The following is a 17,013-nucleotide window of genomic DNA, read 5'->3' as shown; positions in this document are numbered from 1 at the left end:
TTTTTTACTGAACAATAAAGCACTAAAAGCACTAGAATAAAAGTGTTTTTAGTGCTTTTTTTGTTTTCAAGCTAATTCATATTGGTTGGAATAGCGATTAAATTCGCATTTATTTTTTGATTTAGTTATTTGTTTTCTTTCTAAAAAAGCTAGCTATTGGCTTTCAATTTCGAGTAGTTTTTATATCTTTAAACACTATTTTTTAATAAAAAAACTTATGAAAAAACTATTTAGTATTGTGCTGCTTTTTGTGGGTGCAATTCTCTTAGCACAAGATAAAGTGCCGAATTATGTAGCCGAAAACTATACTAAAAAAGAAGTGCATATAAAAATGCGCGATGGGCAATCGTTATTTACCGCTATTTATTCTCCAAAGGATGTTTCTAAAAAATATCCCATCATCATGCAGCGTACGCCTTATAATTCTGGGCCTTACGGTGAAGGGCAGTACAAGCGTGCAGTTGGGCCTAGTGAGACCATGATGAAAGAAGGGTATATTGTTGTTTATCAAGATGTACGAGGGCGTTTTATGAGTGATGGTTTGTATGACAATATGCGAGCATACATACCGAACAAAAAAGGAAAAATAGCCGTTGATGAAGCTTCTGATACATACGATACGATTGATTGGTTGGTTAAAAATGTACCTAATAATAACGGAAATGTTGGTACTTGGGGTATTTCATATCCTGGGTTTTACGCGAGTTATTCGTTGTTAAGTAATCACCCAGCTTTAAAAGCGGTTTCTCCGCAAGCGTGTATTGCTGATTTCTTTTTTGATGATTTTCATCATAATGGTGCATATTTATTAAGTTATTGGAAGGTAACACCATTGTTTGGACCACAAAAAACGAAGCGAACCACCGAGCCGTGGTACAAATTTACCAATGTAGGAACGAATGACGATTACCAGCTTTTCTTGGACGCGGGGCCATTATCCAATTTAGATAAATATTATGGTAAAGACAATGAATTTTGGCAGCAATTAAAAGAGCATTCAAGCTATGATGATTTTTGGCAAAAAAGAGGATTATTGCAACATTTAAAAAATATCAAACCAGCAGTAATGACAGTAGGTGGATGGTTCGATGCGGAAGATTTGTATGGTCCATTGAACACCTACAGTACTATTGAAAAAAACAGCAAAAATTACAATACCATCGTAATGGGACCATGGAGTCATGGTGATTGGGCTCGTAATTCCGCTAAACAAGTTATTGGTAATATCAATTTTGGCGATAGTATTTCAGCTTATTACCAAAAAAATATTGAGGCGAATTTTTTCCGTCATTTCTTAAAAAATAATGGAAAAGGAGAAAATAAATTGCCAGAGGCTTTTGTTTTTGATACTGGTAGAAAAGAGTGGAAAACCTATGAAATATGGCCTCCACAAAATACTGAAAAACAAAATTTCTTTTTGCAAGGAAGTCAATTGACAAAAATGGCTAAGAGAAATATTTCATTTGAAGAATTCATTAGTGATCCTAAAAAACCAGTTCCTTATTCTGAAGATACTAAACAAGCGGGTCTTACACCGAGGAAATACATGACCGATGATCAACGTTTTGCCGCTAGACGTCCTGATGTAGTTGTTTTTGAAACGGAAGTTTTACAAGATGACACGACTCTGGCAGGTGAAATTTTAGCTAAACTACAAGTTGCTACCACAGGTACTGATGCTGATTGGATTGTAAAAGTCATCGATGTTTTTCCTGCTGATGAACCAGAGACTAAGGAGGTTGCTCCTTATTTAAAAATGAGTAATTACCACATGATGGTACGTAGCGAAGTGATGCGTGGGCGTTTCCGTAATAGTTTTTCTAAACCAGAAGCATTTGTTGCTAACGAGAAAACACCAGTGAATATTAAGTTACAAGATGTTTTTCATACTTTCAAAAAAGGACATAAAATCCAAATTCAAGTACAAAGTACTTGGTTTCCTTTAATTGATTTAAATCCACAGACTTTTGTAGAAAATATTTTTTATGCTAAGCCAGAAGATTTTCAAAAACAAATACATCGTATTTACAATGATTCAAGTATTGAGTTTACGGTGTTAAAATAAATGAAATACTTATTCTATAGTCTTTTAAAAAGTAGATAAAAGCTTGCTTTTAAATTTCAAATTAAAATCAAATTATACAAAAAAACACTCTGAATTTTCAGAGTGTTTTTTTATTTAAACTGGTTTGTTCCTCTTATAAAAACTCACCGTGTTGTGTAATGTCAAGTCCAAGTTCTTCTTTTTCTTCGCTTACTCTAAGTGGAGTAATTTTGTTTACAATGAAAAACAAAGCATATGATGCAGTAAAGGCAAAAACAGATACAATTGCCAAAGCCGTTAATTGATTTAGAAATAAAGTGGAATCTCCAAAAATAAGTCCTTGTTTGTCGCCAACAACTGAGTTGATTGATTTAGATGCAAAAACTCCTGTTAGAAGCATTCCAACCATTCCGCCAACACCGTGACAAGCAAATACGTCTAAAGCATCATCAATTTTCCCCTTGTGGAAAGCTCTCACAACAAGATTGCTAACAATACTTGCAAAGGCACCGATAAAAATTCCGTGTGAAATACTAACGAACCCAGCTGCTGGAGTAATAGCTACTAAACCTACAACTACACCAATACATGCGCCCATTGCTGATAATTTTTGTCCTAGAATTTTGTCAAGAAATACCCATGCCATTCCTGCAGCAGCAGCTGCAACAGTAGTAGTTCCTAGTGCTTGAACAGCTAAGCCGTTTGAACCTAATGCAGATCCAGCATTAAAACCAAACCATCCAAACCATAATAATCCAGTTCCCAACAATACATAAGTGATGCGGGCAGGATTAGGTTTTTGTGCTTTTCTTTTTCCTAAAAATATGGCTCCCGCTAATGCAGCCCAACCTGCACTCATGTGTACAACTGTACCACCAGCAAAGTCTAATACTCCCATTTTAAAGAATATCCCATCAGGATGCCAAGTCATGTGTGCTAAAGGGGTATATATTAATAAAATGAACAAAACCATGAATAAAAGGTAAGCCCAAAAACGGATTCTTTCTGCAAATGCACCTGTGATTAAAGCGGGTGTAATTATAGCAAACTTCGCCTGAAACAAAGCAAATAACAAGAAAGGTATTGTTGGTGCAAGACTCCAAGCGGTATTTGTCCCTACGCCTTGAAACATTAAATTGGGTAATGGATTACCGATAATTCCATTAATTGTTGGGCCGAATGATAATCCAAATGCTATTACAACCCACAATACAGTAACGATTATCATAGCCATAAAACTCTGAAGCATGGTACTAATTACATTTTTTTTGCCAACCATTCCTCCGTAAAAAAAACCTAATCCAGGAGTCATTATTAAAACAAGTGCTGTTGCTACAATCATCCAAGCGGTATCTCCTGTGTCAAATTTTACGGGTTCGGTCGGAGTGGGACTTTCAAGTATAAAATAATTTGAAAAAAGGGTCAGTAGTAAAATGGCGATTAAAATCACACTTAAAATAATTTTTCTCATAGTTGTTTGTTTTAAATTTCAATAAAAGTATAAAAATCATCATTGCACCCTGTGAAAAATGATAGTTAGTATTAAATTTTTATCATTTTTATATTAGCACCCCTATTTTTTTATAGGTATAGGATTATTTTACTCTTAATTTTATAATTTGTTAAAATAAGATTTATGCTTTAATGGCTATTAAAGGCAACCGAGGTCTTACCGATAGATTGTAGGATAAAAATTCAATTTTCAAATGCACTGAATAAAAAAAACGCCATCCGATTTGACTCGAATAGCGCTTTCACTATGAATTTAAAAGTACTTATTTTAAAGTATGCTTACTTAAAATTCTGTAGACTTCATTAATATTGTTGCCTCCTTTTCCAAATTGTTTTGTAATTGGAGCGTTATCATGATTGAGCCAAATTTTTAGCTCTGCATCCATATCTAAAATTCCAGCACTTTCTTTTGAGAACTTTTTAATGCTAGAGTAGGGAATCGTTAGATAGTCTACCTTGGTGCCTACAAGCTGTTTCTCGACTAATATCAGTCGCTTATTTGTAAACAAAAAGAGGTCTTTGATAAGCTTGTATGCTTTTTCAATATGTTCTCCATCGATCAAGATGGGCTCAAACTCTGCTGAAATTTTTTCGATATCTACTTCTGAGGCATTTCCTAAAATTGCATTAAATAGTCCCATTTTTATTTATTTTTGATTGTATTTTGTTTTGTAACGCTCGTTTAATCGTGTTTGGTGTGTTTCTAAACTAATAGCTCTTCCTTGAATAAAGGCGTTGGTTAGTTTATTTGTTCTCATATCCAAAGCATCTCCTTCTGATATAAATAAAGTCGCGTCTTTACCTTGTGTTAAGGTACCACATTGTTCATCAATACCCAAAATTTTAGCAGTATTTGAAGTAATTAATTGTAATGCTGCTTCTTTATCTAAACCATAAGCGGCACAAGTACCTGCAAGGAATGGTAAGTTTCTGGTGTTCATTCTTTCGTGTGAACCACTGTTTTCTAAGCCCACTAAAACTCCTTTTTCGGTTAATAGTCTTGCGTTTTTATAAGGCAAATCAACATCGTGATCATCGTTTTCAGGCATGTCATGCACGCGCTTCAACAATACACCTACGTTGTTTTTCTGCAACAATTCAGCTGCTTTATACGCTTCATAACCTCCAACAATTGCCATTTTTTTAATTCCGTTTTGTTTGGCAAATTGTACGGCATCGATGATTTGTTTTTCTTCGTTAGCGTGAATGTATAAGGTTTGCGTACCATCAAATAGTCCCTTTGTAGATTCTAATACCAAATTTCTTTCCTTGGCCGTATCACCCAAATAGGCTTTTGCATTGGTGAAAAAAGAATTTAGGTCATTTACTTGTTTTGGATAATCTTTATTGGCCTCAATTGCTCCTGGCTCAGCCCACCAACCGCTTCTTCTAAAAGTAGATGGAAAATTCAAATGCATACCATCGTTTTCCTTTACCAAAGCATCTTGCCAATGCCAAGCATCCAATTGTACAATTGAAGATGAGCCTGAAATGATTCCACCTCTTGGCGTAATTTGAGCCATTAAAATTCCGTTTGGTCGTACGGTTTCGATTACCTTAGAATCAGCCGTGTAAGCAATAATACTGCGAACATTTGGATTCATACTTCCAATTTCGCTTTCATCATCAGATGATTTTACGGCATCAATTTCAACTAAACCTAATGTAGAGTTGGGTGCAATAAAACCAGGATATACGTGCTTGCCTCCTGCATTTATTGTTGTATCATAAGCATCTGCAGCCAAGCGGATCGTTCTTGCATCGGCAATTAGCGTTATTTTACCATCTTTAAAACCAATGGCGCTGTTTTCAATAACAGTCCCATCACCGATGTGTGCCGTTGCATTCAAGATCAAAACAGACTTGGTTTGTTTATTGGCTGGAGTTTGTTGCGCTTGCAAAAGAGTAGATGCACCAAGCATCAAGGTTGCAAGCATTATTTTTTTAAATTTCATAATTTTAAGTTTTAGAATTGAATCGAGCAATGCTCTGCTTTTAAAGAAATCTATTGTACTACTAACTACAATTCTTCAAGAGAATCACAGTGGTATTCTACTTTTTCTTTCTTTGTAGCAGGTTGTGTGCTCATTCCTTTGTTTTTCTCTTGCAATAATTGACCAATCAATTCGCTTCTCTCTTTAGTGATTGCTTTTCTTTGTTCTTCGTCTTTTTGAACGTCATAATACACAACACCTTCAATTAAAGTTTTTTCTGCTTTGGCATAAATTGATAACGGATTGGCGTTCCATAAAACGATATCAGCATCTTTACCAGTTTTGATACTTCCTACTTTATCATCAATGTGTAATAATTTTGCAGGGTTTAATGTTACAAATTTCCAAGCATCTTCTTCAGATACATTGCCGTACTTAACTGCTTTTGCAGCTTCTTGGTTCAATCTTCTTGACATTTCGGCATCATCAGAGTTATAAGCTACAACCAATCCAGCGTTGTGCATGATAGGTCCGTTGAACGGAATAGCATCGTTTACCTCAAATTTGTAAGCCCACCAATCAGAGAAAGTAGAAGCTCCAACACCATGTTCTTTCATTTTGTCGGCAACTTTGTATCCCTCTAAAATATGCGTATATGTATTTACTCTAAAATTGAATTTTTCAGCAACCTTCATCAACATCAAGATTTCAGACTGTACGTAAGAGTGACAAGAAATAAAACGCTCTTTGTTTAAAATTTCAGCTAAGGTTTGTAATTCTAAATCTACGCGAGGCGCTTTGCCTTTTTTGTTGCTTGAATTGTATGCTTTCCAAGCTACATCATAATCCTTTGCACGTTGAAAGTAATCTGTAAAAACTTGTTCAACTCCCATTCTACTTTGTGGGAAACGAGTTGGGTTTACATTACCCCAGTTCGATTGTTTTACGTTTTCACCAAGTGCAAATTTGATAAAGCCTGGCTGGTTTTTGTATAACATTTCATCGGCAGCAGCACCCCATTTCCATTTTACAATTGCAGAGCGACCACCAATAGGGTTTGCTGATCCGTGAAGCAATTGCGAAGTAGTTACTCCACCAGCTAATTCTCTATAAATATTGACATCCTCTGAGTTTACCACGTCTTGAATAGTTACCTCGGCGCTAGAGTTGTGACCACCTTCGTTTACTCCATTTGAAATGGCAATATGCGAGTGCTCGTCAATAATTCCGCTAGTAAGGTGTTTTCCTTTTGCATCAACAACAGTAGCGCTTGCATCTGAAAGATTTTTTCCAACGGCAGCGATTTTTCCATTTTTAACAAGTACATCTGTTTCTTCAAGAATTCCTTCTTTTTCATTGGTCCAAACAGTTGCATTTTTGAATAAAAGGGTAGTTGCTGTTAGTTTTTTCGTGTTTCCGTAGGCAATGTTCGGGTAAGTAACGGGCATTATTGTTGGTCCTTTTTCTACTTTTACAGAATCTACTGCTTTTGCAAAAGCGGCCGTTTTTACAGCAGCCCATTTCAATTCTGATCCATCAAACAAAACCGCTTTTCCAGATAAATTATCGGTATTGTCAACATAACCAATTAATCTAGTAAAGTTCGTTTTTGTTGAATCAATTGGTTTTACCACTGTAGAAACCCAATTGTTGGTGAATGTCAATTTTGAATTCACTTTTTTAGCATCAGTTGTTGTAATTTCTGATTTAGGAGCGTTGATTTCTCCGTTGATTTTCCATTTGAATTTTTCATTTCCAATGGTTAAATCGTAGTTTCCTCTGATATCTTTGGTGTTTAAATCGTTGATTACGAATTTATTTCCTTGTACCCAGTTTTCATACATTACCGTCTTAGCGTCAAAAATTGCTCCTGATGTAATCACAAAGTTGGCTAAACTTCCATTTTTTAAAGATCCTACTTCATTACTTTTTCCTAAAAGCGCTGCAGGAACGGTAGTTAATGCCTCTAATGCTTTTGTACTATCAAAACCGTATTGAATGGCTTTTAAAAGATTGGTTCTAAAATCTTCAATTTTTTTCAATTTATCAGTTGTCAAAGCAAAAACAACTCCGTTATCTGACAATACTTTTAAATTGGTTGGTGCTTGATTCCAAAATCTCAAATCTTTTAACTCCATTTGGTTGGCTTGATTCGGGTCGGATACATCATAAGCCTCTGGAAAGTTGATTGGAATAATAAATTTAGAATTCGTTTGTTTGATTTCTTCAATACGTTCAAATTCGTTTCCGCTTCCTTTTAGGATGTAGCTTAAGCCGAATTCTTTTGCAATTTTGGCAGCACGTAAACTATTCAGTTTATCTTCGGTTGTAAAAACTTGAACTAATTTTTCATTTTTAGCCAAAGCCTCTAAAGATAAATCCGTTGTTTTTGAATTTCCTTTTTTATACCAATCTAAATCATGATACATTTGACGCAATAAAGCCATCATTCCCATCAATGAACTTGGGTAAGATTGTGCTGTAGTTACACTTCTTGAAAAAGCAAAGTGATTGGTTAATTTGTCTGTTAGCAATTGTTTGCTGTTATCAAAATTATTTAATGCAACTAGAGTTCCTGTACCGCGAGCAATTCCGTCAGGAACGTGAGTTCCTACTACGCCGAAGCCTGCTTTAAGGAATTCCTCCGCCTTGGCCTGGTCGTATTTGAAAGCTTGGTAAGCATTTTGTTCTGATTTGATGTTTTCATTCCAATAATAGCCCACGCGTTTGGTATCGTATAATGAACCACGACCCGCTGTTGCTACAGGTTTTGGTTTTTCTACTCCAAAGCTGGTGTACAAATCAATGAAGGATGGGTAAATTGATTTTCCATTTAAATCCACAGTGGTGCAATTTTTTGGAATAGCAATGTTAGTTCCCGCATTTACTACTTTTCCGTTCTGGATTAATAAGGTTCCTTTTTGGATAATTTGTGTGGGTGTCACATAAATAGTAGCATTGGTAAATGCAGTAAAATGATTGGTCTTGTTCGGGATACTTTCGTTGTTTGGAAAGTATTCCTGAGCATAGGATTTTGGCATGAAGATGCTCAAAATCAGCAGTAATACAATTTTTTTCATGGTTTAGTTTCTAATTAGTTCTTAAAAGTAAAAAAATGTTAATATTTCACCTTGTTTATTTCTGATTTTAACATTTATTTTTGATAGTTATTCTATGAATTTGAAGTGATTTTAATAAAATTACGCTGTAATATGCAATCATTTTTATCTTTTCTGCAATAATTAATATTACATGTAAGATTTGTAGGTATAATTTGAAATATTTTTTTATTTTTAGAAATAAAATAGTGATTATATGCTAGTTAAAGTTTTTGGTAGTGCTGTTTTTGGAGTCGAAGCGACAACCATAACCGTAGAAGTTAACATGGATAAAGGTATTGGCTACCACTTGGTAGGATTGCCTGATAATGCCATAAAAGAGAGTAGCTACCGCATAGCCGCCGCTCTTAAAAATAACGGATTTGCCATGCCTGGTAAAAAAATTACAATTAATATGGCTCCTGCTGATTTGCGAAAAGAAGGTTCTGCTTATGATTTAACTTTGACGATGGGTATTCTTGTCGCTTCTGGGCAAATTCAAGCCGATGCTTTGTCGGAGTACATTATTATGGGCGAACTGTCACTCGATGGCAGTTTACAACCTATTCGCGGTGCTTTGCCTATTGCAATTAAAGCAAAAGAAGAGGGTTTTAAAGGTTTTTTTCTGCCAAAGCAAAATGTAAAAGAAGCTGCTATTGTTGCAGGTTTAGATGTCTATGGTGTTGAAAACGTACAAGAAGTGATTGATTTTTTTGAAGGCAAGGGTACTTTGGAACCTACAAAAATAGATACGAGAGCTGAGTTTTATAAAACTTTAGATTTTCCTGAGTTTGATTTTTCGGATGTGAAAGGGCAGGAGAGCATAAAGCGATGTATGGAAATCGCAGCAGCCGGTGGACACAATATCATTTTAATAGGTCCGCCTGGAGCTGGAAAAACTATGTTAGCCAAGCGTTTACCGAGTATTTTGCCGCCTATGACTTTGCGGGAAGCGCTTGAAACTACTAAAATTCATAGTGTAGCGGGAAAATTAAAAGAAGTAGGCTTGATGAATCAAAGGCCATTCAGGAGTCCGCACCATACGATTTCAAACGTAGCTTTGGTGGGTGGAGGTAGTTATCCGCAGCCTGGTGAAATATCAATGGCGCACAACGGAGTTTTGTTTTTGGATGAGTTACCGGAGTTTAAACGAGATGTTTTAGAAGTGATGCGACAGCCACTTGAAGATCGAGAAGTAACTATTTCAAGAGCTAAATTCACCGTAACCTATCCGTCTTCTTTTATGTTGGTGGCAAGTATGAACCCGAGTCCGAGTGGATTTTTTAACGATCCTGACGCGCCACAAACTTCTTCTCCGCATGAAATGCAACGTTATTTAAGTAAAATTTCAGGGCCTTTACTAGACCGCATTGATATTCATATTGAAGTTACGCCTGTTCCTTTTGATAAATTATCAGATGATCGCAAGGCAGAAAGCAGTGTTTCGATTCGGGAACGAGTTACTGCCGCAAGAGAAATTCAAACATTGCGCTTTGAGCAAATGGATCACATTCATTACAATGCACAAATGAATACTAAACACATTCGAGAATATTGTGTACTTGACGATAGTTCTAAATTATTATTAAAAACAGCTATGGAGCGCTTGAACTTGTCGGCTCGAGCGTATGATAGGATTTTGAAAGTAGCAAGAACGATAGCCGATTTAGATGCAGCTCCGAATGTTTTGGCAATGCATATTACAGAAGCTATTCAGTACCGAAGTTTAGACCGCGATGGTTGGTTGGGCTAACTCTATTATGGTACCTTCGAAAATTGGCAGCATAAATTCAAAAAAAAAACTACTCTCGTTAATGAAAGTAGTTTTGATATTTGTTTTGAAAGATATAGGTGATTTGTAGCCCCGATTGAAGTGTAAATCCTCCCGATTTTTTTCGGGAGATTGCAACGGAAAGCGGGACAATTTAGGTTCTGAAATGAGATTTTCTGCTCCTAAAACAACCAATATTAGTTAGATGAACGTCTTTCGTTATTTTGTTTTGGTCTTCTTGGACCAAAGCTATTTGGGCTTGTACGCTTACTAGCATCAGCTTTAGGTTGCTTTGGTGTGGAATTGCGTTGCGGTCTGCCTTGCCCTTGTTTGATAGGAGCGGTAGATGCATTTGGGTCGGCCTCAAAACCTGGAATTTGCTCTTTAGGCAAGCGCAATCCAATTAGTTTTTCGATATCTCTTAAAAATTGTGTTTCGTCAGGACTAAACAATGAAATGGCCTCGCCGCTAGCACCCGCGCGACCTGTACGACCAATGCGGTGTACGTAATCCTCAGGAATATTTGGCAATTCAAAGTTAACGACGTGTGGTAATAGCGGAATATCGAGTCCTCTGGCAGCAATATCGGTTGCCACAAGCACGGCGACAGTTCCTTTTTTAAAGCCATCTAAAGCTTTTGTTCGTGCGCCTTGTCCTTTATTTCCATGGATGGCAGCAGCTACAATTCCGGCTTTATTCATGCTCTCACACAATTTATTAGCACCTTGTTTGGTGCGCGTAAAAACGAGTGTTTGTTTCCAATTGCCTTCCGAAATTAATTTGATAATTAATTCGGTTTTTTTCTCTTTAGCCGCAGGATATATTTTTTGAGCAATAGCTTCAACAGTTGTGTTTTCAGGAGTTGCCTCAACATGAACGGGTTGGTGTAAAATGCCCATTGCTAGTTTTTTGATATCTGGAGAAAACGTAGCTGAGAATAATAAGTTTTGTCTTTTGGCAGGAATGATTTTTAAAATTCGCTCAATGTCTCTTAGAAATCCCATGTCGAGCATGCGGTCAGCCTCATCGAGTACAAGGATTTCAATTTTATTTAAGCTTATTAAACCTTGGTTTTGTAAATCGATCAATCGTCCTGGAGTTGCAACCAGAATATCCACGCCTTGGCGTAATTGTGTTACTTGCGGATTTTGATTTACTCCGCCAAAAATCACAGCACTTTTTAGGTCTAAAAAGATGCTATACTCTTTAATATTTGCTAAAATTTGGGCTGCTAATTCGCGAGTTGGAGTAAGTATTAACGCTCTAATTGGGCGGTTGCGCAGTTGTACTCCTTGAGCAAGCGTATGTAAAATTGGCAATGTAAAGCCAGCTGTTTTTCCGGTACCGGTTTGAGCTGAGGCTAAAACATCTTTTCCGTCTAAAATGGGTGGTATTGCTTTTTGTTGTATTGGTGAAGGGGTTGTGTAACCTTTTTTGCTGATGGCTTTGAGTAGCTCATCAGATAATCCTAACGATTTGAATGACATATATGGTGTTTACGAAGCATTTACAAAAAAAAAAACTTCTTTTAATTGTGCGCGAAGGTACTGCTAATTTTTTGATAAGCTGGTTTATACAGAATATTACTTATTTTTTGTAAATATTAAATCACAATTTTGTTTTTTTAGTAAAAAAAATAGGGTAGATCCCTATTTTTCTTTTTTATCTTAGCTGTTGTTTACAGCTTTTCGAAAGTATTACCTTGTCTGATATCACCACTTTTATAGCCTTTCATAAACCATTGTTTACGCTGTTCTGAAGTGCCATGTGTGAATGATTCTGGAACGATATGCCCTTGAATTTTCGACTGAATTGCATCGTCGCCTACGGCATGTGCAGCACTAAGTGCATCATCTAGGTCTCCCTCTTCAAGGAAGTTTTTCATATTTTGGTTGTAGTGCGTCCATAGACCCGCATAAAAATCAGCTTGCAACTCGAGAGCTACAGATAATTTGTTGGCTTCGGCTTGACTTTTTCCTTGTTGCATTTGTCGCATCTTGGCTGATGTGCCTAATAAGGTTTGTACATGGTGACCTATTTCATGTGCAATTACGTAGGCTGTTGCAAAATCGCCTCCTTGAGCACCAAATTTGGTTTTTAGATCATTGAAGAAGGTCAAGTCCATATAAACTTTTTGGTCAGCAGGGCAGTAAAATGGTCCGGATGCTGATGTTGCACTTCCACATTCTGTATTTACAGCATCTGAAAACAACACCATAGTTGGTTCTTTGTATTGTAAGTTGTTTTCTTGAAAAATTTTGGTCCAAACATCCTCAGTGTCAGTTAAAATCGCATCTACCATTTTGCCCTCTGTAAGCTCAGCTTGTGTAAGGTCTCTTTGCTCGGTTGGCGCACTTTGACCGCCTTGATTTAATTGTTCTAATATTGGAGTCAGCATTTGAGCGTTTTCACCACCAAATGTGTTTAGTAAAAGGATTATGATACCTATTACTCCACCGCCAACAATTGTTTTACCCCCAGAAGACATTCCTCTGCGGTCCTCAAGATTTCCGCTTTCGCGTCTGCCACTCCATTTCATAAGTTTTAATTTAGCTGTTATTTTGTTTTTTTTATACTTGTTGCCATTTGAAAAATGTCTCCTCCACGATGCCTTTAATGATAGGTTTGGGGATATAATCGTTCATTCCGGCTTTCAGGCAATTGTCTCTTTCTTGTTTTTCGGTTCCGGCAGTGATCGCAATAATAGGCACATGCTTGCCTGACTCTAATTTACGTATTTGTTCTGTAGCTTCGTAACCGTTCATTACTGGCATTTGGATATCCATAAAAACAAGGTCAGGTTTCCATTTTTCAAATTGCTCTACAGCTTGCGATCCATCTGTAGCTTCGTGGATTGTAGTTGGAAAGGACAGGTTTTTTAAAATTGTTTTTAATAACAACATATTCACTTTATTGTCCTCTACTATCAGCACTGTTGCCATTTTTGAGCTGATTTTATTTTTTACGACCATATCTTTTATGGCGTTAAAATCAGTATCAAATAGACTTTCGCTAACAATAATTTCAGAGCAAGTTTGTAATTTTATGTCAAAATAAAAAGTACTTCCCTTTTTGGCAGTGCTCTCGAGTTGTAACTTACTATTCATAAGGCCAAGTAGTTGGTTAGAAATAGTTAGCCCAAGACCGGTACCGCCAAACTTTCTTGTTGTTGATCCGTCTTCTTGTGAAAACGCCCGAAAGATTTTCTTTTTATTTTCGTCTAATATTCCTATTCCAGTATCCTTTACTGCAAAACGAATAGTAGCGCTGCCATCCTTTAAGGGGTTGAGCATTTTTACTTCTAATTTGATACTTCCTTTTTCAGTAAATTTTACTGCATTGGCCAAGAGATTGATTAAAATTTGCTTTAATCGGACACTATCCAAAAGGAAAAATTTTGGTAAATCGTCTGCTATATGCAATTCTAATGCTAACTTTTTTTGATTGGATTCAAATAAAATCAAATCAATCACTTGATGAAGAAGCTCGTTAAGATTGCATTTCTCGATATACAATTCTAGTTTACCAGCCTCAATTTTAGAAAAATCCAAAATATCATTAATGATGTCAAGTAAAGAGTGTGCGGACTGACTAATGGTTTTCATGTACTTACTTTGAGTAGGTCCTAGCATAGTTTTCATTAGCAAATCTGTAAACCCAATAATGCCATTAAGAGGTGTCCGTATTTCATGGCTCATGTTAGCTAAAAACTCTGATTTTGCTTTGTTGGCAGCTTCTGCTAACTCTTTTTCTTGAACGGCAGTTTCAGCCATAACACGCTCAGTAATATCAATAAAAATACCTTCTAAAAAAGCAATTTTATCATTTTTATAAATGGCATCTCCAAATTCTTCTACCCATACTACGCGGTTGTCTTTATGTATAATGCGGTATGTTTGACGAATTGATTTCTTGTTTTCGATTGCTTCTTTTTGCTCGTTGATCGTTTTTATTTTATCCTCTGGATGAATAAGATCGATAAAGGATATTTGATTAGTTAAAAAAGCAGATTTTGGATAACCAGTTAATTTCTCTACTTCATCGTTGATGTAAATTTTAGTATTGTTTTCATCGTAGTTTGATAAATATACCGTTCCAGGTATGTTGTTAGCTAACGAACGAAATTTTTCTTCACTTTCATAAATGGCAGTTTCATTGGTAATACGTTCTATTGACGAAGCAATATTTCGAGCCAAGGTTTTTAAAATCGTCACCTCGTCTTCGCTCCAATAGCGTTCAGTTATTGTATCATCAAATCCTAAAAATCCTTGGAATTTATCTTTTATAAAAACAGGAAACAAGATGAGCGATTTTACCTCGACACTTTCTAGTTTTTGTCGAAGCGATTTGTTTTCGATATGCGAAATAGTCGCCTCGTAAATTTCGTTATTTAGTAACGGAATTAAAAGTTCTTCAAATTCTGAGTGGGGTAGGTTTTGCAGCCTCGGGTTGGTCTCGCTTAATTCAGTATTGTGCACAAACCAACGGTGCTTTTGACTAATTAATCCTGTTTCTTGGTTGTGTTCGTAATAATACGATCGATGGGATTTTGTAGCTTTACCCATAATAACTAGTGCATCTGCAAAGATATCGTTGAGATCAGTACAATTCAAGAAATTTTCGGTACACAAAGCCATTGCCGACAATAGTTCACTCTTGTATGCCAGTTTACCCTCTGTTTCATAGCGGCTTTGTGAAATGATAGTTAGAGCAATTATGTCTGCAATTGATTTAGCAAAACTGATGTCTTCATTGTCCCATTTTATTTTATTATGAGTGCCCTCTAGACATAAGATAGCATATACTTCACCATTTAAAATTAATGGAATATCTAGGATTGATTTAATATTGTGTTTGGTAAAATAATCGGCATGAAATTCTTTTAAGCTTCTCTTTTTAAAAACATTGGACGCACAAATTTGTTTTCGAGTAGTTAATTTCTCGAAGTACAAAGGGAAATTTTCTTGGTACAATACTTCTCCTTTGCTGAAGGAATTGCGATCTAATTCAAATAAAATTTCGCAAATAATTTTATCTTTTTCATATTTCCAGTAACTTACTCTATTGCATTTCATGACCTTAGCAGCTGTCTGAATAATTTGCCTAATACTAAGTTCAAGGTTAATGTAGTTACTAAAATTGGTGGTAGAAAGTTTCGCTATGGTTTTGTTGTATTCATCTACTTTTTTCTGGCGATTTTTGGCGTTTAATTCAATTTCTTTGAACTTAGTTATGTCTCTTGCGATACCGGAATAAGCAATAATTTTTCCATGCTCGTTACGACGAATAATTACTTTTTGCGATATCCACAATTCATCTCCATTACTTTTGATCATTGGGAATTCAACGGTAGGGAAAAAAGTTTTATCGGCTGCATTATTCAAATAATAATCTGCCATAGATGAAACATGGTCTTTACGGATGAAATCAGTAAAATAACTACCTATAATTTGTTCTTTTTTGTAACCCAATGTTTTAATGGAGAATTCATTTGCAAATACAAACTGCCCTTTATCATTTACTTCGTAGATTAAGTCAATTGCGTTTTGAATGAGGTTTTCATATTGATTTTGCATTTCCATTTCATGCGTAACATCTTGGCCAATTCCAATGATGAGGTCATTCGAAAATTTTTTGTCGTTCCATCGAATAATTTTGTAATCTCCGTTCTTGCACTTGAGGCGACGTGTAAACACGCGGTCTGCTTTAAATTTTTTGTGATATTCCTCGCCATAAAACTCTGTGTCCTCCGTTAATTTCCAGTATCCTAAGCCCATAACTTGATCTACAGAGTAACCTAAAATAGATTCAACATTATCGCTACAAAATACAATTTCACCTTTGATGTTGGTAGCTAAAATTAATGAGTTCCCTTTATTAATGATTTGGTTGTTGAAATTAAGTTTGTTCTTTAGATTTAAAATAGAAAGTTGTCTGATATAGTTTACCACCACTACTGCTATGCAATAATTGAATAAAATGATCGCGGTGTTTATAGGAATGATTTCGAAAATCATCAATACAAACAAGAAAATCAAAACAATGGCTACTAAAATCCAATACCATTTTTGGGGCTTTATAATAGAATATGAGAAGAAAAAAGCCGTAACAAATGCAATAGACGGTATGATATCTGGCGAGTACAGTATGATATTTCGAGCTATATAAACCAGAGCAATTAGGAATAAAACGCGGAAAATTTTCTCTCCATTACGATAAATAAAATCGTTTTTTTTGCTTAAAAAGTAAAGTCCCAGAAAAAAAACACCGATAAAACAATTTGTAGCTAACAAGCTGGAATCTCTTATTCCAAAAATTTCAAAACTTATTTCCAAAAAAGGAACTATGATTCCAATAAACAAAAAATAAAGCTGGTATTCTTCACTTTTTGAATCTTTTTCCGAATTGCGTGTGATAAAATCAGGAAAAAGAAGCTGTGTGATTTTTGAAAATTTGAAAATAATCAAAAACAATAACAGTAAAATAAATGGATTCAGAATGCGGAATAAGTTATTATTCATCGCAAGTTTGTCAATGAATGAGACTGGCACGGCACTCGCAAGCACTGATATCTCTTCCATCAAGGAATTGTTTATTTGTAAAGCTGCTATAGTTTTACAAGCGTAGGTCATGGTTGGTTTTGGCTTTAATTCA

General features: G+C 35.7%; 9 protein-coding genes. 2 read left to right on the top strand and 7 right to left on the bottom strand.

Translation table 11 applies throughout. From position 1 onward, the window contains the following. Window positions 1–217 precede the first annotated feature (217 nt). Entirely contained in the window at window positions 218–2,065 is a 1,848-nt protein-coding gene (locus ACXX8U_RS07830) for a CocE/NonD family hydrolase (protein WP_458565370.1), read from the top strand. A 133-nt stretch (window positions 2,066–2,198) separates the two neighbouring features. On the opposite strand, the gene ACXX8U_RS07825 is transcribed toward ACXX8U_RS07830, so the two are convergent. The 4 genes from ACXX8U_RS07825 to ACXX8U_RS07810 all read right to left on the bottom strand — a co-directional run bounded on the left by ACXX8U_RS07825 (window position 2,199) and on the right by ACXX8U_RS07810 (window position 8,570). Next, entirely contained in the window at window positions 2,199–3,515 is a 1,317-nt protein-coding gene (locus tag ACXX8U_RS07825) for an ammonium transporter (RefSeq protein WP_458565369.1), read from the bottom strand. 304 nt (window positions 3,516–3,819) lie between these two features. Continuing rightward, the gene (locus ACXX8U_RS07820) at window positions 3,820–4,197 is read right to left on the bottom strand and encodes a PH domain-containing protein (protein WP_458565368.1); all 378 of its coding nucleotides are present in this window, start codon (window positions 4,195–4,197) and stop codon (window positions 3,820–3,822) included. 6 nt (window positions 4,198–4,203) lie between these two features. Further along, window positions 4,204–5,511, bottom strand: coding sequence for an amidohydrolase family protein (locus ACXX8U_RS07815; RefSeq protein ID WP_458565367.1), 1,308 nt, complete (start codon window positions 5,509–5,511; stop codon window positions 4,204–4,206). Window positions 5,512–5,576: 65 nt separating this feature from the next. Further along, window positions 5,577–8,570, bottom strand: a complete 2,994-nt coding sequence (locus ACXX8U_RS07810; RefSeq protein ID WP_458565366.1) for an amidohydrolase family protein — start codon at window positions 8,568–8,570, stop codon at window positions 5,577–5,579. Between the two features lie 235 nt (window positions 8,571–8,805). Here ACXX8U_RS07810 and ACXX8U_RS07805 point away from each other — a divergent pair, with 235 nt between their 5' ends. Beyond that, a complete protein-coding gene (locus ACXX8U_RS07805) occupies window positions 8,806–10,341 on the top strand; it encodes a YifB family Mg chelatase-like AAA ATPase (RefSeq protein WP_458565365.1) in 1,536 nt (511 codons plus the stop codon). A 215-nt stretch (window positions 10,342–10,556) separates the two neighbouring features. Here ACXX8U_RS07805 and ACXX8U_RS07800 read toward each other — a convergent pair whose 3' ends face one another. The 3 genes from ACXX8U_RS07800 to ACXX8U_RS07790 all read right to left on the bottom strand — a co-directional run bounded on the left by ACXX8U_RS07800 (window position 10,557) and on the right by ACXX8U_RS07790 (window position 16,940). Beyond that, window positions 10,557–11,846 (bottom strand): DEAD/DEAH box helicase, encoded by a 1,290-nt coding sequence (locus tag ACXX8U_RS07800; protein WP_458565364.1) that lies wholly within the window; start codon window positions 11,844–11,846, stop codon window positions 10,557–10,559. 191 nt (window positions 11,847–12,037) lie between these two features. Next, window positions 12,038–12,898: a KPN_02809 family neutral zinc metallopeptidase gene (ypfJ, locus tag ACXX8U_RS07795; protein WP_458565363.1), complete on the bottom strand. Its 861-nt coding sequence runs from the start codon at window positions 12,896–12,898 to the stop codon at window positions 12,038–12,040. A 31-nt stretch (window positions 12,899–12,929) separates the two neighbouring features. Next, complete coding sequence (locus tag ACXX8U_RS07790; protein ID WP_458565362.1) at window positions 12,930–16,940, bottom strand: PAS domain S-box protein; 4,011 nt, start codon at window positions 16,938–16,940, stop codon at window positions 12,930–12,932. Window positions 16,941–17,013: the final 73 nt, after the last annotated feature.

Source organism: Flavobacterium sp. GNP001 (assembly GCF_054343775.1).
This window is presented reverse-complemented; position numbering and strand designations above follow the sequence as displayed.